Annotated in this window: 15 protein-coding genes and 1 tRNA gene; 3 read left to right on the forward strand and 13 right to left on the reverse strand. The window is 41.1% G+C overall.

Annotated features, from left to right (window positions below):
- Nucleotides 1-12 precede the first annotated feature (12 nt).
- The 13 genes from Epro_RS04990 to Epro_RS05045 all read right to left on the reverse strand — a co-directional run bounded on the left by Epro_RS04990 (nt 13) and on the right by Epro_RS05045 (nt 15,460).
- A complete protein-coding gene (locus Epro_RS04990) occupies nt 13-2,847 on the reverse strand; it encodes an OmpA family protein (protein ID WP_052570898.1) in 2,835 nt (944 codons plus the stop codon).
- Nucleotides 2,848-3,090: 243 nt separating this feature from the next.
- Nucleotides 3,091-6,651 carry a pyruvate:ferredoxin (flavodoxin) oxidoreductase gene (gene nifJ / locus Epro_RS04995; protein WP_052570899.1) on the reverse strand — a complete coding sequence of 1,187 codons (3,561 nt, stop codon included), beginning with the start codon at nt 6,649-6,651 and terminating at the stop codon, nt 3,091-3,093.
- Between the two features lie 103 nt (nt 6,652-6,754).
- Entirely contained in the window at nt 6,755-7,351 is a 597-nt protein-coding gene (recR, locus tag Epro_RS05000; protein WP_052570900.1) for a recombination mediator RecR, read from the reverse strand.
- Nucleotides 7,352-7,499: 148 nt separating this feature from the next.
- Entirely contained in the window at nt 7,500-9,137 is a 1,638-nt protein-coding gene (gene dnaX / locus Epro_RS05005) for a DNA polymerase III subunit gamma/tau (protein WP_052570901.1), read from the reverse strand.
- A gap of 168 nt (nt 9,138-9,305) precedes the next feature.
- Nucleotides 9,306-9,378, reverse strand: a tRNA-Ala gene (locus tag Epro_RS05010).
- Nucleotides 9,379-9,524: 146 nt separating this feature from the next.
- Nucleotides 9,525-10,796: a carbohydrate porin gene (locus tag Epro_RS05015; protein WP_052570902.1), complete on the reverse strand. Its 1,272-nt coding sequence runs from the start codon at nt 10,794-10,796 to the stop codon at nt 9,525-9,527.
- A gap of 29 nt (nt 10,797-10,825) precedes the next feature.
- Nucleotides 10,826-11,134, reverse strand: a complete 309-nt coding sequence (locus Epro_RS05020; RefSeq protein ID WP_052570903.1) for a DUF3793 family protein — start codon at nt 11,132-11,134, stop codon at nt 10,826-10,828.
- Nucleotides 11,135-11,245: 111 nt separating this feature from the next.
- Nucleotides 11,246-11,407, reverse strand: coding sequence for a hypothetical protein (locus tag Epro_RS07110; protein ID WP_158409020.1), 162 nt, complete (start codon nt 11,405-11,407; stop codon nt 11,246-11,248).
- Between the two features lies 1 nt (nt 11,408).
- Entirely contained in the window at nt 11,409-13,505 is a 2,097-nt protein-coding gene (gene feoB, locus Epro_RS05025) for a ferrous iron transport protein B (RefSeq protein ID WP_052570904.1), read from the reverse strand.
- Complete coding sequence (locus Epro_RS05030) at nt 13,502-13,927, reverse strand: FeoA family protein (RefSeq protein ID WP_052570905.1); 426 nt, start codon at nt 13,925-13,927, stop codon at nt 13,502-13,504. Before Epro_RS05030 ends, feoB begins: the two co-directional genes overlap by 4 nt.
- Nucleotide 13,928: 1 nt before the next feature.
- Nucleotides 13,929-14,168 carry a FeoA family protein gene (locus Epro_RS05035; protein WP_052570906.1) on the reverse strand — a complete coding sequence of 80 codons (240 nt, stop codon included), beginning with the start codon at nt 14,166-14,168 and terminating at the stop codon, nt 13,929-13,931.
- 126 nt (nt 14,169-14,294) lie between these two features.
- Complete coding sequence (locus Epro_RS05040) at nt 14,295-14,753, reverse strand: metal-dependent transcriptional regulator (protein WP_052570907.1); 459 nt, start codon at nt 14,751-14,753, stop codon at nt 14,295-14,297.
- Between the two features lie 77 nt (nt 14,754-14,830).
- Nucleotides 14,831-15,460 (reverse strand): SagB/ThcOx family dehydrogenase, encoded by a 630-nt coding sequence (locus Epro_RS05045; protein WP_052570908.1) that lies wholly within the window; start codon nt 15,458-15,460, stop codon nt 14,831-14,833.
- A 122-nt stretch (nt 15,461-15,582) separates the two neighbouring features.
- On the opposite strand from Epro_RS05045, the gene Epro_RS05050 reads away from it, so the two are divergent.
- From Epro_RS05050 to Epro_RS05060, 3 genes are read left to right on the forward strand one after another with little or no spacing between them, the layout of a single operon-like run.
- Nucleotides 15,583-16,143: a TetR/AcrR family transcriptional regulator gene (locus Epro_RS05050; protein WP_052570909.1), complete on the forward strand. Its 561-nt coding sequence runs from the start codon at nt 15,583-15,585 to the stop codon at nt 16,141-16,143.
- A gap of 4 nt (nt 16,144-16,147) precedes the next feature.
- The gene (locus Epro_RS05055) at nt 16,148-17,539 is read left to right on the forward strand and encodes a TolC family protein (protein ID WP_052570910.1); all 1,392 of its coding nucleotides are present in this window, start codon (nt 16,148-16,150) and stop codon (nt 17,537-17,539) included.
- A gap of 1 nt (nt 17,540) precedes the next feature.
- Nucleotides 17,541-18,335, forward strand: a complete 795-nt coding sequence (locus Epro_RS05060; protein WP_052570911.1) for an HlyD family secretion protein — start codon at nt 17,541-17,543, stop codon at nt 18,333-18,335.

Genomic DNA, 18,335 nt, shown 5'->3' on the forward strand with positions numbered 1-18,335 from the left:
AACGTTTTCCGGTTATTCAATAAAAACTTCCGCTCTGCGGTTTGCCATTCTTCCTTTTGCCGTTTTATTTGTATCTATAGGCATTGCTTCGCCCATTCCGATATAACCTATTTTATTTTTATCTATTCCGTTTTTAATAAACTCGTCGTAAATAGCTTTCGCCCTTTTGCTTGATAAAGCTATGTTTGCGTTTCTGTTACCGCTTGAATCCGTATGTCCTTCAATAACAATCTTATTATAGCCCGTGTTTTTAAGATATTCTGCCTGATATTTGATATTTCCTTTTGCCGTAAACGTAAGCTGACTACTGCCTACCTTAAAATTTGTCATCGCTAAACGATAAGAGCGTATTTGAGGATCTTGCCTTCTGTAATTTGCGGCAAGATCTTTATTTGCTTGCTCGTTAACGGTAATTTTGTTTAAAATTTCTTCTCTCGGCGGCCTTCTTTCATATTCCGCTTTACGCAAAGCGTCAAGCTGCGCTTCTATTTGCGCTATTTGCTTTTTTATGGAATCCAGCTCTGTTCTCAAAGTAGTCTGTCCTTCTCTTGCGCGCAAGCGTTCCAATTCCACTTTTAACTGTTGTATTCTTGCTCTAATATCGTCAAGCTCGCTGCTGGCATTTATTGTTTTTGCGGATTTGTTTGCGGCGCCTCCAAAAAAATAATTAACGCCGAGATGTCCGAAAATATCATACCGGCGGGCGGCAGTTTGCATATCCGCTTTTGCAAAAAGATACGTATTGCTGAAAATCATATAGTTTGCGCCGGCTCCCAACTCAAAAATATTTCCGCCCTCGTAAGTTCCCACCGGGTTAAAGCCGACGTTTGTTCCTCTAAAAGAAGCGTTTATGTCGGGCTGGGCTCCGGAAAGAAAACGGTTATATTCCATATTGGCATACCAATTCCATTTTCCCACAACTCTTCCTACTTCCACGCCAACTCTTGCGATAATGCGCGTATATGCTCCGCCGTTAACCGTTAAATCTAAACTTTCGGCGCCCGTTTCTTGTATTGTTTGATAAAAATCGCTTTTTGCGGAAAGTCCAGCATACGGTTTTAAATCAACCGAGTCGTCAATCTCTTCAAATACATCGCTGAGTTTAAATTTCAGATCGCCCTGAATATCTGCGCCTATTTGAAATCCGCCGAATTTCGCATTGGCTGTTCTTTGCGCAAAATCAATATATCTGTGCGTTTCAAAACTGTCATAACCCATGGAAATAACAGCTTTCAATTCGTATGTCGGCTTTTGCAAACCAAAGTATCCGCCGGCGCCTACGGCGGAGACGTCTGCGTTATTTGAACCTTGAGATATATTTTGCTTATTGTATTTTGCAAAAACCCCAAGAACTCCGTCTTTGTCATTAAGCGTTTTTCCGTATCCCGCAATAACTCCGGTTTCTGCGCTTACAAAATTTTCCGGCGAATTTTCATCTTCGGCAAATTTTTTATTTGCGCCGGTAAGCTGTGCCCAAACTCCGTCGCTTTGCTGAGAGTTTCGCAATGATATTCTAATTTTATCGTAAATTTGTTTTGAGTCGTTTGCCGAAACCGCGCTTCTTATAACGTTTGGCAAAAAATATCCGCTTGCCGCCGTAAGCGCAGCGCGCGCGGCGCTTCCATTCATAATATGTATAGCGTTTATTATATTGTCTAAATCTGTGCCGGTTACAGTGTATTGTGAAAGAAAATCGTAAGCTTGAGAAACTTCTTTTTCATTTCTTGTTTTGGTAAAAGATAAAAAATTAGTTGCTCTGCCTGCCCCAAAAAGACTAAGCGTTATCCAATTCGGATTTAAAACGCCTACGTCAATATTATAACTATTGTAAGTATTTGAACTAAAATAAACGTTGCCAAAAAGTCCCGCAACGGAACCAGCGTAAGAAATTATTTTATAATCCAATCTGTCAAATCTGTCGGACATAAATTGATTTAAAGTTACATACAAGTCGCCGTTTGACAAATCAATGTTGCCGCTTGCTTCAACAACATCGTTTGTGCCGTTTAAAAAAACGTCTATTTTTAACGCGCCTTGGCTGTCAAAATTTCCGGTTCTTACAACATTTGCATAGCCGTCAGACATGTTGAAAACGCCGTATTGACGGTTGTTAATACTTTTAGCCTCAAGACCGCTTCCGTCTTTAAGATTTAACACGCCGTAAACAATGCCCGCGCCGCCTATTTCAATATCTGTTCCGGCAAGCAAACTTGTCCGGTAAAGATTAAAATTTCCCAAACCGGTTATGCGCAAATTTCCGTTTGTTCCCAAATCGCTTGAAACGGAATCATACATATTTACATTGGCATTTTGTATTGTGTCAAATTGAACTATTGCGTTTTGCCCTATGTAAACGGCGTTTGCGCCGCCAATATCGCTGTTTTGAGAAAACTCCGTAAGAGAAGAAGTATTAAAAACAAGCGTTGAGTTTTCTACGTATATTGCTCCGCCTTTTAAAGCGGCTGTGTTTGAGACAAACAAAGAATCTTTAATTGTCGTAATTCCGGCAGTTAAATTCAAAGCGCCGCCGGATAAAGCCGTATTAAAATCCTGCATTTTTAAATTTTCAATAACCAAATATGTTGCTGACGACGAAACGACAAACCCGGCATATTGCGAGTTGCCGCTTAACATAAAATTATTGCCTTGCACCTCTCTATCGCCGTATGCAACTACGCCGTAATCTCCTGTTGAAAGAATAGATTTATCAAGAATTATAGAAGCGCTTGAAAAATATGTCTGCATTACAAACTGCATATCCGTAAAACTATTTATACCGCCTATGGTTATGGCAAAACAATCGGAATAAATGCAAAGCGCTGCCAGTAAAATTAAAAGTTTTTTCACTATAAATATGTCCTTTTTTATTTAAAATAAACAAAAAAACTATAACCGCCGACCGGCGGTAAATAGATTTATACAAAAGCTATAATTTATTTTGATGAGAAATAAAAATGAAAAGTTTTTCTTGGCAAAGCTGTCAAAAGCGTCACGCGCATTTTTATATTCTCTTTAATAGTAATAGAAACGGAATGCTTTAAAAGCGCCGGCATAAAATTGCTTCACGCCGGCGCTTTTTTGTTTTATTTTTTATGCTTTAGCTTCGTCTTTTTTTCCGGTATCGCAAGCCATTGTCGCAAGCTGTTTGTAAACGCTTCTGCGCCAATTATATTCGCCGGTCGCTTCTTCAAGCAACGCTTTTGCTTTTTCCGGGTTTGCTTTTGCAAGAGCTTTGAATCTGTTTTCTCCGCCCATGAAATCCGCAACGGTTGTCGTAGGTTCGCCGCTGTCAATTTTTAAAGGATTTAATCCTTTGGCTTTTAATTCCGGATTGAATCTGTAGAGTATCCATCTTCCGCTTTGAACGGCTTTTTTAGCTTCAAGCATACCTTTGCTCATATCTATGCCGTGCGCTATGCAATGAGAATAAGCTATAACAATCGCAGGACCGTCGTAAGCTTCGGCTTCCGCAAGAGCCTGCACCGCCTGATTCATATTTGCGCCCATGCAAATTTGCGCAACGTAAATATTTCCGTAAGTCATTGATATCATGCCCAAATCTTTTTTAGGAAGATTTTTTCCGCCGGCTGCAAACAGCGCTACCGCGCCCATAGGCGTTGCTTTTGACATCTGTCCGCCGGTGTTAGAATAAACTTCGGTATCCATAACCAAAATTTTTACATTTTTACCGCTTGCAAGAACGTGGTCTAAACCGCCGTAGCCTATATCGTAAGCCCATCCGTCGCCGCCCAAAACCCAAACGGATTTTTTAACGAGATAATCGGCTAACGCAAGAAGGCGTTGGTTGCCTTTGGCAACTTCTTTAAGTTTTGCAACTCTTGCTCTTTGAGCGTCTATTTCTGCGGTTGTGGTTTGCGAAGCGTTGAGAATTTCGTCAACCAAAGCCGCCGATGATTTAAGTTCCGTTTCTTTTATTTCTTTAAGCAATGCAACGGCGTCGCCGGCAAGCTGGTCGTATGCTAAACGAATTCCCAAGCCGAACTCCGCGTTATCTTCAAACAGCGAGTTAGCCCATGCCGGGCCTCTGCCATCGGCGCGTTTTGTGTAAGGAGTTGTAGGCAAGTTGCCGCCGTAAATTGAAGAGCAGCCGGTAGCGTTTGCTATTGCAATGTGGTCTCCGTGAAGCTGCGTTAACAATTTAACATAAGGCGTTTCGCCGCAGCCTGCGCAAGCTCCGGAGAACTCAAAAAGAGGAGTCTGAAGCTGCGAGCCTTTAACGCTTTCGCGTTTTGTTTTAACGTCCGCCGATTTTACTCCTAAGAAAAATTTAAAGTTTTCGGGTTCCGTAGCTCTTAAAGGAAGCTGATCAACCATGTTGATTGCTTTCTTTGTCGCGTCTTCTTTATTTTTTGCAGGACAGTTTGTAACGCATGCCGCGCAGCCCGTGCAATCTTCAACCGCTACCTGAACGGTTACTTTTAAGCCGGCCAAATCTGCTTTTCCGTCGGCAGATTTAAACGTTGCGGGAGCGTTTTTAAGTTCGCTTTCGTTGTAAGCTTTCATACGAATTGCCGCGTGAGGGCAAACCAAAGAACAAATTCCGCACTGAATACATATTGAAGAATCCCAAGACGGGCATTGTATTGCGATGTTTCTTTTTTCGTATTGCGTTGTTCCCGTAGGAAATACTCCGTCGGCGGGAATTTTTGAAGTGGGAAGCCCGTCGCCCTGATAAACTATCATATCCGCCAAAACTTCTTTTACAAATTTAGGAGCGTCCGCCGGAACCGCAGGCGTGCGGATAATTGTTGAAGTTACTTCGGCAGGATATTGCAATTGCGAAACGCCCGCCAAAGCCGCGTCAACCGCGCCGTAGTTTTTCTGAACAACTTCGTCGCCTTTTTTGGAATATGTTTTTTTAATTGCGTCTTTAATTGCGGCTATTGCTTTATCTTTTTCTATAACCGTAGGAATAAGTCCGAAAAATGCCGTCTGCATTATAGTATTTGTGCGCGCGCCCATGCCGGTTTTAAGAGCTATGTGCGAAGCGTCTATTGTGTAAACTTTAAGTTTTTTATCTATTATCTGCTTCTGAACTTCTTTGGGAAGTTTATTCCAAACTTCGTCCGCTTTGTAGGGAGCGTTTATTAAAACCGTCGCGCCGAGTTTTGCTTTGCCGAGAACATCGTATTTTTCAAGGAAAGAAAACAAGTGAACGCCTATAAAATCCGCGGTTTCAATTAAATAAGGAGCGCGGATATATTCCTTGCCGAAACGTATGTGCGAAGTTGTCATTGAACCGGCTTTTTTTGAATCGTAAACAAAATAGCCCTGCGCAAGATTATCCGTTTGAGAGCTTATAATTTTCATTGTGTTTTTATTTGCGCCCACGGTGCCGTCGGAACCAAGCCCGAAAAACAACGCTCCGTAAGATTTATCTTCCATGCCCGCGCAGGCAAGCGGAGTTTTAAGAGATTTACCGCCGAGGTCGTCTTCTATTCCCAAAATAAAGCCCGTTACCGGTTCTTTCGCGTTGACGTTGTCAATTGCCGCTTTAACCATAGGAGGAGTAAACTCTTTTGAACCTATTCCGTAACGTCCGCCCACTATAAGAGGAGTTACGGGGAATTTTGCTCTGCCTTCTATTGTTAAAAACGCCGACGTTACGTCTTGAAAAAGAGGCTCGCCCAGAGACCCCGGTTCTTTTGTTCTGTCAAGAACGGCTATTTTTTTTGTTGTTTTAGGGAAAGCGTTAATAAAATCAACGCCGCTGAAAGGTCTGAACAATCTTATTTTTAATACGCCTACTTTTTGACCTTTAAGACATTCAATTGCGGTTTGAGCAACATCCGCGCCCGACGCCATAATAACTACAACGGTTTCCGCGTCCGCGTCGCCGATATATTCAAACAAATCATATTTTCTGCCAGTTAATTTTTCAAATTTTGCAAACTCTTCTTTTACTATTGCGGGAACTTTGTCGTAATACGCATTAACCGCTTCTCTGCCCTGAAAGTAAACGTCCGGGTTTTGAGCCGTTCCGCGAATTGTGGGGTATTCCGGGTTCATTGCTCTTTTGCGGTGGTCGGCAATTAAGTTGTCGTCTATCATTGATTTTATTTGGTCTTTGCTTAAAACGTCAACCATGTTAAGTTCGTGAGATGTTCTGAAACCGTCAAAAAAGTGGAGGAAAGGAATGCGGGATCTTAAAGCGGAAGACTGCGACACCAGCGAGAAATCCATTGCTTCCTGCGGATTAGCCGAAGCAAGCATAGCCCAGCCCGTTTGACGAACGGACATAACGTCCGAATGGTCGCCGAAAATTGACAGCGCGTTTGTTGCCAAGGCGCGCGCCGAAACGTGAAAAACCGTAGGCGTAAGTTCGCCGGCGATTTTATACATGTTCGGAATCATCAAAAGAAGTCCCTGCGACGCCGTAAAAGTTGTTGTCATTGCTCCTGCGGAAAGCGCTCCGTGAACCGTTCCCGACGCGCCGCCTTCAGACTGCAATTCGCTTACTATAGGGGTATTTCCCCAAATATTTGTTTCGCCTTTTGCGCTTTTTGCGTCGCAAATTTCGCCCATAACCGACGAAGGCGTAATAGGATAAATGGCGATTACTTCATTTGTTGCATGCGCTACATGAGCAACGGCAGTATTGCCGTCCATAGCAGTTAACTTTTTAGACATTTTATTCTCCCCGTTATATGGATGATAAGATGGCAAGAGGGTAGGCAACGGCTAAAATAGCTGTTGCTTAACATCTTACCTTCCTATCTTCTTATCTTCTAAATTACATTTCCTTTCTGCCGGCAATGGCGCGCGAGATGGTAACTTCGTCGGCATACTCTATATCTCCGCCGACAGGAAGCCCGTAACCGAGCCTTGTAACTTTAACTCCGAATGGTTTTATTAGTTCAGAAAGATAAACAGCCGTGATTTCGCCTTTTGAGTCGGTATCTGTGGCAAGGATAACCTCGCTGATTTTATCACTTTTTAACCTTTTTATCAACTGAGCAACGCGTATATCTTCAGGCCCCACGGCGTCCAAAGGCGAAAGCGCGCCGCCAAGCACAAAATACAAACCTTTATAATCTTTAACTTTGCTTACGGCAATTAAATCTTGAGGGGTTTCAACAACGCATATTGTATTTTTGTCTCTTGAAGAATCGGCGCAAACGGGGCAGGGGTCGGTTTCGCTTAAATTGTAGCAGGCGCTGCAGCATTTCATGGTTTGGCGCGCTTTTTGAATTGAATCTATAAGACGCTCAACTTCCGCCGGCGGCATTTTTATAATGTGATAGCTCAACCGCTCCGCCATTTTAGGACCTACGCCGGGAAGCTTTTTTATTATTTCCACCATTCTTTCAATAGCCTGCGGTCTGTTCATTGTTTTAAAATCCTGAGTTAGAAGCTTGGAAGCTTGGAAGTTTAGAAGTTTGGCAACGGCGCTTTCTAACTAATATAAGAAGCTGCAAAATTTACAAATCGTTTGTCTTTGCCAAACTTCCAAGCTGCCAAACTTCTAAACTTCCTTACTAAATCTTTTTCGCTTTTCCGCCGAATTTTTTGGCGATATCTTCTATATGTTTGGGAACGGCGATTTTGGCGGTTTCTTTTAAATCTTCTTCTACTTTATATTGCGCTGCAGACGGAGGCTGCTCTTCAGATTGGGTCTGCGCGATTTCTTCAATTTTCGGTTCTTGAGGTTCGGCTTTTTCTATAATGACTTTCATGGCAATATCCGCGCCGGTTTTGCGCAAGAAAAGTTTTGAAATTTGTTCTTGAAATTCTAAAACGCCGTCTTTATCAAACTGGTTGGAAACCGCCGCCTGAATAGACGAGGGCGAAATTATTTTTACAATAGTTTTCAGGAGGGATTGCGAAGTTAACGGATGTTTTTGCGAAATTTCAGAAACTATTTCCTGCCAAATTCCCAGCAAATCTGCGGACTCTAAAGATTCGCCCGCGGCGGATGCATTTAAAAAATCAGCTTTTTTTTTAGCGGAAAAATCCGAAGGGACATCGTCCGAAGAAGCTGCAGATTTAACATTTTTTTCAAGTTCTGAAATTTTATTTATAAGTTCGCCCACGTTGTAGTAAGGCTCGGACATTTTCAAAAGATACATTTCAAGCAAAATTCGCGGATGGTCGTGCCAGCGCATTTCTTCCAGCGCTTTTGAAAGAAGATTGTTCATTCGCACGTGGCGCGCTACGGTAAAAAGCGTTTTTTGCGTTTCAAGAACTTTCTTTTCTTCGCCCGAGACTTCCGCAATTTCAGGATTTACGGAATATATCATAACCTCGCGCAGATGGTCGCGCAGATCTCTGGCAAACTGCAAAATATTATAACCTTCTTCCGATATTTCTTTAACGGTTTTTAAAATTTTTTCTATGTCGCCTTTTGCTAAATCTTGCGTTACGGAATTTATTATTTCTTTAGGCAAAAGCCCCAAAAGACTTCTTATGTATTCGCCGGTAATTTTTCCGGTATTTGAAGAAACCGCCTGATCTAACAAACTTAAAGCGTCCCTCATTGAACCGCCCGAAGCGCTTACGACTATATTTAACGCTTCGTCGTCAATTTCAAAACCTTCTTTCTGCCCGATATTTTTTATTGCCGAAGCAATCTCTTTTGAAGAGATAAGTTTGAAACGGTATCTTTGGCATCTTGAAAGAATGGTAATAGGTATTTTGTGCTGCTCGGTGGTAGCCATTATAAAAATAACGTGGGCGGGCGGTTCTTCAAGAGTTTTAAGAAGCGCGTTAAAAGCCGCTGTGCTTATTTGGTGCGCTTCGTCTATTATGTAAATTTTATATTTTGAATGGGACGGCGCAAACTTTACGTTTTCTCTTAACTCTCTGATGTTGTCTATGCCGTTGTTGGACGCGCCGTCAATTTCAAAAACGTCAATGTTGGAACTTTTGCTTATTTCCAAACAATTTTCGCAAACGCCGCAAGGCTCCGCCGCGGGACCGTTTTTACAATTTAAAGCTTTTGCAAGAATACGCGCCATGGTAGTTTTTCCGCAGCCTCTGGGACCGGAAAAAAGATAAGCGTGCGCAATGCGGTTTTCCGTAATTGCGTTTTTAAGGGTTTGCGAGATATGTTCCTGCCCAAGAACTTCGTCAAAATTCTGCGGACGGAATTTACGCGCTAAAACAAGATAAGACATTAGTACCGCCAAAGTGAAATGTGTAAAGTGAAAAGTTTAAAGAAATAAAAACCCGCGCATTTTTGCGAAGTATTTTGAGTTTAGACAAGGAAGAGCCGAGTGAAGTTTACACAAAACGTAAATGAGGGAGGCTCTGACGCAGTATAAACTCAAAAGACAAAGCAAAAATGGAGCTGATCGGGATTGAACCGACGGCCTCGTCGTTGCGAACGACGCGCTCTCCCAGCTGAGCTACAGCCCCATTTCAAACTATAATTACAAATTACGTAACCGCAAGACCGTTAAAACTTTTAGCGAGTAGTATTATAGCAATTATTTTAAATAAAAAAAAGCGCAGAGAGCACGGGGTTGTGGCTCTCTGCGCCGAAACGTTTGTTTTAACTTATTTTAAAAATTTATCTGCGCTCTTAAGCCGTAAACTACGGCATTTTTTATTTCGTCGCCGTTAGCGTCAACGGTATTGCCGCCCGCGGGATTTAAGAAATATTGAACGGAAGGCGTTATTGCAAAGTTTTCGCTTAATGCAAAACTGTAGTAAAGTTCGCCCTGCGTTTGCGCGCCGGATTTTTCGTTGTTATCTATGTATTTTTTGTAATCCTCAGATCCGTAAACCTGACCTACGGCTATGCCTGCTTTATCATTTTCTCTTGACCACAAAGAGCCGCTAACCTGCGCGCCGACGCTCCATGCCACAGAAAGCGACGGCTCTGCAGAATCTATAACCGAAGTAGTAGTGTCAACTTCAACTTCTCCGGCGGCAGACTGTTTAAAGCCTGCTCTTGCAAAAACGCCGAAACTTTCGCTTACCTTTTGGTCTGCGCTAAAACCGAAACCATAGCCTTTTTGAGCTTTAATATCGTTTTCGGTTGCCGCGCCAAGACCGCCGTTATCTTCAATTTTTTTATAGCCGTATAAATTTTTTGTATTGTTTAGCCACGCGTAAATTCTGTAATTGCCGTTTTCAACGGGTTTAACGTTTATCTGCACGGCGTTAAAACCGTTGGAATCAAAATTTTCAACTTCATCGCTTGTGGCAATGTAAGCGTAAGTTACATCTATTAAATCTGCGGGAGAATACGTAGCTCTGAAACCTACGTTGTTATCCGCAAAATCCAAAACCGCGCTGTTTACAAATGATGAATTTAAAAATTGCGAAGTTTCATCGTTGGCATATTCGTTTTCATCTATGTAGCCCGCCGGATTTAATTTTCCGAAAGTTGCGGTAAGTTTTTTATCAAAAAAAGACTGTTCATACCACAACTCTGAAATGCTTAAATGACCGTCGTTATCGGCGTCCGCGTTTACGGCGCCGTAAGTTTGAAGATAGTTGTTAAGCCCGTCGCCAATGCCGGCAGTTATGTGCAAATACGCCAAAGCGCCGCTTGAAAACTCTTTACCGAAACCTAAATCTAAAGAATACGAGCCGTTAAACTTTGATCTGTCCGACCCGTCGTTTATTTTAGGACTTCCCTGAAAAATAAACGTTCCGCCCACTTCCGTAACAATGCCAAGCGCGCCCGTTACGCTTTGAGAGCCGCCGGCTTGCAAACCTGCAACTTCTTTTTTAAGCTGCGCCACTTCTTCTTCAACCGTTGCCGCAAACAACTGCCCCGCGCCAAACAACAATGCTGCCGCTATCAATGCTATACTTCTTTTCATATTTTACCCTCCCAGGTATTATTTTACTGTTATCCAGCAGTTTTTAGGTGCTGCATAAAAACAGAGTTTATTTTTGCAGGGTATCCTAAAGCTGAAAGTATAAATTGAGCTTGCCGCCCTAAAACAATTTTCTCAAATAACGCCGGACTGTAGAGCATAGTTAAAATCTTATTACAATTGGTTAAGCAAAGCGTTTCAAGACAAAATTCTTTCGGCAGCTTTTGTTGCAAATAATCAACGCAATTCGGGCAGTCTAATGTAAAAATAGCGGCGGGTTTTAACCCCGTAAGCACAGGGGCGCAATGATTAATTAACGCTTCGTTTATTTTTTCAGTCATACGCTAATATCCCATATTTCATTTAACAAACACAGTTAGATTAAACTAACTTTAAAGTTATTTTTTCGGGGTCATTCCAAAAAAATAACAGGAACGACCCCAATTATTAAACTATTTTTTATCTTGTAAAATATCACAACCGGAACAGTTAGAATTATCCTGTTCTTTTTTATCGCAGCAGCCGCAACCGCAATCGCCGCCTTTTATAACTCGGCGGACAACAAAAAATACCGCAAGCAAAACTATAGCAATTACTATAATTGTCTGTATCATTTTACCCTCCGATGCCTATCTTCAAAAGCGTTCCTGCCTGAAAAACTATAAACGATGCAATCCACGCAAGAACAGTATTGCCGACAACAAGCAACGCAAGCCATTTGTAACTTGAACCCGTTTCTTTAAAAAATACCACAACCGCAACTATACACGGAACATATATTAGACAGAAAATAAGAAACGTCATAGCTTTAAGCGGCGACCAGCCTTTATCTTCGGCTATTTTTTCTTTAAGCGGACCGGCGTCTTCAGGATCAACTTCTCCAAGCGAGTAAATTGTTCCCAAAGTGCTTACAACAACTTCTTTTGCCGCAAGTCCAGCTATTAAAGCTATTGCTCTGTTGCCGTCCATGCCTATAGGTTTTACTAAAGGTTCTATTATTTTACCGAGTTTTCCAAGCGCGCTGTTTTCTATTTGCACCGCGGCGGCGTCCTCTTCGCCTACGCCTTCGGCAACGTCTGTTTTAGGATATGCAAAACCTGCCCAGATAATAATGGTTAGAAGAACCACTATCGTTCCCGCTTTTCTTACATAAAGCCAGCCTCTCTCCCACATTTTAAGAAATAAACCTTTAATTGTAGGAAGATGATACGGCGGAAGCTCCATTACAAAATGCGCAGGCTCGCCTTTTAAAACCGTTTTACTTAAAATTTTTGCCGCTATAAGAGCTATGCAAACGCTCAGCGCATAAAAAATAAACATAACGTACGCCTGATATTTTTCCGCAAAAAATGCGCCTATAAACAGCAAAAATATCGGCAATTTCGCTCCGCATATCATAAAAGGAGTAACAAACATTGTTATAAGTCTGTCGCGTTTTGAGTCTAAAGTTCTTGTAGCCATAATGCCCGGAACCGCGCACCCGTTTGTGGCAATCATCATAGGCAGAAACGATTTTCCGTGCAGCCCGAATTTGCTCATAACTTTGTCCATAACAAAAGCGGCTCTTGCCATGTAACCCGTATCTTCAAAAAATGCAATTGCAAAAAACATAAACAGCACAAGCGGGAAAAATCCGAGCAGTCCGCCTACGCCGCCTATTATGCCGTCAACAACCAACGACTGCAAAGGTCCTTCGGGAATTACTCCGCCCGCCGCAACGGCAAGCCATTCAAAAAATGATTCAAACCATCCGACCACTGGCGCCGAGAAAGTAAATGTAAACCAAAAAATTATAAACATAACCGCCGCAAAAATAGGAAGCCCCAGCACGCGGTTTAAAACAATTTTATCTATTGCCGAAGTATAATCTTTTTTCTTTGTCGCTTTTTCTTTTACGACTCTTTTTACTACGGAATTTGTAAATCCGTAACGATACTCGGCAATTTTTGTTTCCGCGGTTTCTCCAAAATGTTCTTCAAGATGTCTTCTGCTTTTTTCGGTTTGCGACAATATTGCCTTTGCGTTTGCGGCTTTAGAAACTTTTTTTACCGCTTCGCTGTCGCTGTCAAGCAGTTTTATTGAAAGCCAGTTTTTAGGAAGTTTTGAAAGAGATTTGTCTTTGGCAATTAAAGCCTCAAGAATATCGGTTTCAGTTTTTATATCGTCGCCGTAATCAACTCTTGCAACTTTTTGATTTTGAAAAGCTCCGCTTTCGTAATTATTTATTATTGATTCAATAAGCTCTTTTATGCCTTTCTTTTTATTTCCCACCGTAGGCAATACGGGAATGCCCAGCAGGTTTGAAAGCTCTTTCTCATCGGTCTTATACCCTTTTGTTTCAAGAATATCCACCATGTTTAACGCAATCATAACAGGAATGTCCAGCTCGGCAAGCTGCGTAAACAAATACAAATTCCTGTCCATATTAGACGCGTCCACAACGTGAACAACCACATCCGGCTTATCGTTAATAATAAAATCTCTCGCGACTACTTCGTCGTCGGAATACGCCGAAAGGCTGTAAGTGCCCGGCAGGTCAACAAACTTTATTTCGTAATCTTTATATTTCTTTACGCCTTCTTTTTTTTCAACCGTAACGCCGGGGTAATTGCCCACATGCTGGTTTGAACCTGTAAGACTGTTAAAAATAGTTGTCTTGCCGCAATTGGGGTTGCCCGCAAGCGCAACCGTAATCTTTTTTCTTTTGCTCATACGTTATCCTTTTTCATCAATAAAATATTATCCGCAATTTTATGGCTTAAAGCCAGTTTGGAACCTTTAATCTCAATCATAACGCTGCCTCGCAGCCCCGCGTTGGCTATAACCGTAACGTCTCCACCCGGAACAAAACCCATTTCAAGCAGCCTATGCCCTAAATCTTCGTCGCAAAAAGCCGCTACAAACTTATAAGTTCCGGTTTGCGCAGAACCCAATTTAATTAAACCTTTATGATAGCCCGATTCCCCGCAATGATAAAAAGAATGGTCATGCCCGCTGTGGTCGCGGTGAATATGATCATGAGCATGATGATGGCGATGGCGGTCATTATCGTGAGAATCCGGATTAATAAAATGTTCTTTCTGCCAACGTTTGCGCAAATTCCCGAAAACATGATGTTTGATATGTTTCCACATTTTATTTTACCTCTACCTCTATTGCGTCAGCTTCATTTTTTCTTAAACTTAAAGAATAGTTCTTTACGGAAATTTCAATGGGGTCGCCAAGAGGCGCAAGCTTTTTTACGCTTATTTTACACCCTGCAACGCAACCCATATCTAAAAGTCTTTTTTTTAGCGTTCCCGCTTTAGAAGAGATATTTTTTACACTACCTTCTTCCCCTACTTTCATTTTACTTAAGAGTTTAATCTCCGGCATGTTTTTTCTCCATTTTATTATTAGCTTAATACAATTATTTTAGTTTAAACTAACTTAATACTCTAAAAAATAAGTCTTTTAAAAAAAAGACTTAAGTTGTTGAATAAAAACTAATTGAAAATACAATTAAGAGTTATTTTCCAAATAGCTTCTTAAATTTTCCATATCGTCCGGCTTTACTAATAGGTGTTCCTTTAAAAGAAGATATAATTTTTCAAGTCTGCGTATGGTTTCCGCGCTTACTGAATGCTCTATTTCGCAAGCTTCTTCAACCGCCACGCCTTTTTCTATAAAAAGCAAATCGTTTAAAAACTTAAACAAAGTATCGTGCTTCGCCTGAACTTCCTGCGCAATTTTTTCGCCTTTTTCGGTTAAATCCACATATCCGTATTTTTCATGAATTACAAGATCGTTTTCCGCCAAAAAATTAATAGCTACATTTACGCTTGACGCTTTAACATTCAAAGCTTTAGCTATATCGCCAATACGCGCGTATTTTTTCTCTCTTTTTAAAGCTGCAATTGTCTCAAGATAATTCTCAAGAGCTGCGCTGAGTTTATTTATATTGTGATTATTATTAGCCATTTTGCCTCTACAAATTGAGCCTTTTCCAAAAATGTTAGATTAATGTAACATTTATTAAAAATAATGTCAAGCGCAATTTATTTAATGTGTCCTACAGATTGGGCTATAACAACTTTTTGGGTTTTAGAAAGTTTAAGAATCTTTGAAACTTTATCTGCGTCCACCGATGCGCGCACTACATTTCCAAGCCCTTTTGAGGCGCAGTATAAAGCGACATTCTGCGTTACCGCCCCCACGGAAACAGCGCTCATTAATAATTTAGCGTTATCATCACTGCCGCGCAATTTGGAAATATCGGACACATAAATTAAATTGACGGAAGCTTTTGCCGCAAATCCTTGAGAACCGGTATCGGCTCTTTTATCTCCTTCGGCAATAAGAACAAGTTTGCTGTTTTTGGCGTCATATAGATATGCGCCCGTTTTATCAAAAACATATATTTCCACTTCCTGCGCATTCATAGCCGTAGGATAAGTTTTGTGCCCGTTAGATCTGTTAACCCCGCCGGCAGCCCACAAAAGTTCGGACAAAGTGTCAATGTCTAAATTTTTATCCGTAAAATTTCTTGAAGATTGCCTGTCTTTTAAAGCTGTAATCAAAGCGTTGTTTTTTGAAAAATCCGGTTTTATAAGAGTTATGTCTTTTGCAAAAGAAATTTCGGCGCACACAAACATCGCGGCAAAAACCAAAGTAATTATTTTATTCATATTACGCTCCTTTATTTAACATATTATAAATTATACTTCTTTAAAATAACAATTGACAAGCCCCGTAATCTTATTATACTATTTGAACAAATAATTCATTTGTTCAAATTATGGAGGAGTGCGTGAAAAACAGCATTTTAGCCGCCGCGTCAAAAAGATTTGCGCGATACGGATTTTACAAAACTACAATAGAAGATATAGCTTCCGACTTAAATAAAGTTAAAAGCTCGCTCTACTATTACTTCAAAACAAAAGAAGAAATTTTTAAAGCCGTTATGGAAGCAGAGCTTGAAGAGTTTGCCGGAGCGCTTCGCGAAAGTGTAGAAAAAGAAAGTTCCCCAAAAGAAAAGCTGCGGGTATTCATATGCTCCCATTTAAAAATTTTCTTAAAGCTAATGCAAGGCTATTGCACGCTGTCGGAAATATATTTTTCAAAGCACGAAACAGTTGAAGATTTAAGAAACGTTTTTGACAAAAGAGAAATAGCTCTTGTAGAAAAAATAATTGAAGACGGAAATAAAAACAAAGAATTCAACGCCGCAGAACCGCGCAGCTGCGCTTATGTAATTTTAACTGCCATCAAAGGCGCCGAACAGCAATATTTTGAAAACAAAAATTCAAAAAATACTTTAACGCTGTCAAAAACCCTCGCAGATATTTTAGTGCGCGGAATTTCAAGGTAAAAACATGAAAAAGATTTTAACTTTTTTAACATTTCTTATTGCGGTTTGCGCGGCAAACGCCCAAGACTTAAGTTTAAATCAGGCTGTAAACGCAGCGCTGCAAAACAACCCGGGCGTTGCCGAGGCAAAAGAGAACGCGCAAAGCGCGTCTTACGCGGCGACAGCGGCAAAAGGCAAATATCTTCCGCGCATAGATATAGTTGCGGCAGGCGTAAAATTAAAAGATCTCGTAATGCTTGATTTAAACGACGTGCGCTCGGCAATAATTGAGGCAAGCGTTGCATCGTACGCCGGAGCAGGCGGCGCAGCTCCCGCAATTTTCAAACAAAATCTTGAAAGCCAAATGCCTTCGTTTGAACGCAAACTTCTTGACGATACTTTTGTGCGCGTTATGGCTACGGCGGTGCAGCCTATATTTACAGGGTTTAAAATTTCAGCTAATGCAAGCGTAAAAAACATTGAACGCAAAATAAGCGAAATAAATTTTGAAAACGCCAAAAATTCCGCCGTTACGTCGGTTGTTGAAGATTATTACAGAGTTAAACTTGCGGAAGACGTTTTAAAGATAAGACAGGAACTTCAATCAAGCATAGAGCGTCATGTGTCAAACGCGCAGAAACTTTATAAAAGCGGCGTAATTTCAAAAACTAATTTGCTGCGCGCGGAAGTTGCGTTGTCACAGGCTAAAAAAGAAAAACAAAAATCCGCTTCCGACAAAGAGCTTGCTCAAATTCTTTTTGCAAACACTTTGGGCGACAGCGAAGTTAAACAATACAATCTCACTTCCCCCATGGCAATGCTTGAAAATAAAAATAATGAAAACTTTTACGTTGAAAAAGCGCGCGTAAACAACGCGTCTTTAAAACTTCTAAACGCTAAAAAAGACATGCTTCGCCAAAAGCGCAAAGCGGCCGTTGGAAACCTTCTGCCTAACGTTGCCGCAGTAGGGCAATATCAAATTCTTCAGGATAAACTTACAGCGGCGGAACCGGAATGGACTGTGGGCATAACCGCATCCTTAAATGTTTTCGGCGGAGGAAGCGACGTTTACGAAATAAAATCCGTAAATTCGGAACTTGACGCGGTTGACGCGCAGATACAAAGCGTTCAAAACCTGATTTTTGCCGCGGTTAAAAAATACTCTTCGCAGCTTCAAAGCGCCAAAGACGAATACGACGCTCTTGCGTCCGACGAAAAATTAGCGCAGGAAAATTTGAAACTTTACAACGCGTCTTTTCAAGAAGGCATGGCAACCTCTCTTGAAGTTGTGGACGCCCAACTTGTTCTTACAAAAATTAAAATAGACCGCGCAAAAGCCGTTTACGATTACAACTGCGCTTTTGCAAATCTTTTAAATATATGTTCTATGTCTCAACAAGAACTCGGAGGAAAATAGTATGAAATTTTTAAAATTATTTATTGCGGCAGCTATGATTTTTTCCGTTGCGGCATGTTCCCAAAAGTCAAAAACGCAAATCGGAGAAATTGACGCTTCCGAAATTGACGTAGGCGCAAAAGTTCCCGGAAGGCTTGCCGAAGTTTTTGTTTCCGAGGGAGAAAGCGTTAAAAAAGGGCAAATTCTTGCGCGCCTTGAAGGCAAAGAGCTTGACGCAAAACTTAAAACCGTCAACGCGGCTTTACAGGAAGCCCAAGACCAATACGACCTTGCGGAAAAAACTTACAATAGAATGAAAAATTTATACGCACAAAAAGTTATAGCAAAACAACAGTTTGACGAAATAACTTATAAATACAACGCCGCAAAACAAAAAGTTCAAGCGGTACGCGGGCAAAAAGACGAAGTTATGGCTTACTACGCGGAACTTACGTTAACCGCTCCCATAGACGGAGAAGTTATTCAGATTATATCCAACCCGGGAGAACTTGTATCTACGGGTTACCCTATTCTTACAATTATGAATACGCAAAACATGTGGGCTGTTTTTAATATAAGAGAAGACGATTTAAAAAATATTATAAAAGGCAAAACTTTTGAAGTTACCGTGCCGGCGCTGGATAAAAAATACGCAATGAAAGTAACATACATTTCAGCTCTCGGAACTTTCGCGTCGTGGAAACCAACCGCCCGTCAAGGCGACTACGATTTAAAAACTTTTGAAGTACGTTTAACTCCGGATGAAAAAATAGAAAACTTAAGGCCCGCAATGACAGCAACGTTTACGGCAAAGTAA

The sequence above is a fragment of the Endomicrobium proavitum genome (assembly GCF_001027545.1).
Classification (GTDB): domain Bacteria; phylum Elusimicrobiota; class Endomicrobiia; order Endomicrobiales; family Endomicrobiaceae; genus Endomicrobium; species Endomicrobium proavitum.

Bases quoted from the DNA above. Each gene is read 5' to 3' on its own strand.
- Epro_RS05035 (WP_052570906.1), bottom strand. From the start codon at position 14,168: ATGCCGGAGATTAAACTCTTAAGTAAAATGAAAGTAGGGGAAGAAGGT.
- Epro_RS07110 (WP_158409020.1), bottom strand. From the start codon at position 11,407: ATGATACAGACAATTATAGTAATTGCTATAGTTTTGCTTGCGGTATTT.
- Epro_RS05055 (WP_052570910.1), top strand. From the start codon at position 16,148: ATGAAAAAGATTTTAACTTTTTTAACATTTCTTATTGCGGTTTGCGCG.
- Epro_RS05045 (WP_052570908.1), bottom strand. From the start codon at position 15,460: ATGAATAAAATAATTACTTTGGTTTTTGCCGCGATGTTTGTGTGCGCC.
- dnaX (WP_052570901.1), bottom strand. From the start codon at position 9,137: ATGTCTTATCTTGTTTTAGCGCGTAAATTCCGTCCGCAGAATTTTGAC.
- Epro_RS05020 (WP_052570903.1), bottom strand. From the start codon at position 11,134: ATGACTGAAAAAATAAACGAAGCGTTAATTAATCATTGCGCCCCTGTG.
- Epro_RS05040 (WP_052570907.1), bottom strand. From the start codon at position 14,753: ATGGCTAATAATAATCACAATATAAATAAACTCAGCGCAGCTCTTGAG.
- feoB (WP_052570904.1), bottom strand. From the start codon at position 13,505: ATGAGCAAAAGAAAAAAGATTACGGTTGCGCTTGCGGGCAACCCCAAT.
- nifJ (WP_052570899.1), bottom strand. From the start codon at position 6,651: ATGTCTAAAAAGTTAACTGCTATGGACGGCAATACTGCCGTTGCTCAT.
- Epro_RS05015 (WP_052570902.1), bottom strand. From the start codon at position 10,796: ATGAAAAGAAGTATAGCATTGATAGCGGCAGCATTGTTGTTTGGCGCG.
- Epro_RS05060 (WP_052570911.1), top strand. From the start codon at position 17,541: ATGAAATTTTTAAAATTATTTATTGCGGCAGCTATGATTTTTTCCGTT.
- recR (WP_052570900.1), bottom strand. From the start codon at position 7,351: ATGAACAGACCGCAGGCTATTGAAAGAATGGTGGAAATAATAAAAAAG.
- Epro_RS05030 (WP_052570905.1), bottom strand. From the start codon at position 13,927: ATGTGGAAACATATCAAACATCATGTTTTCGGGAATTTGCGCAAACGT.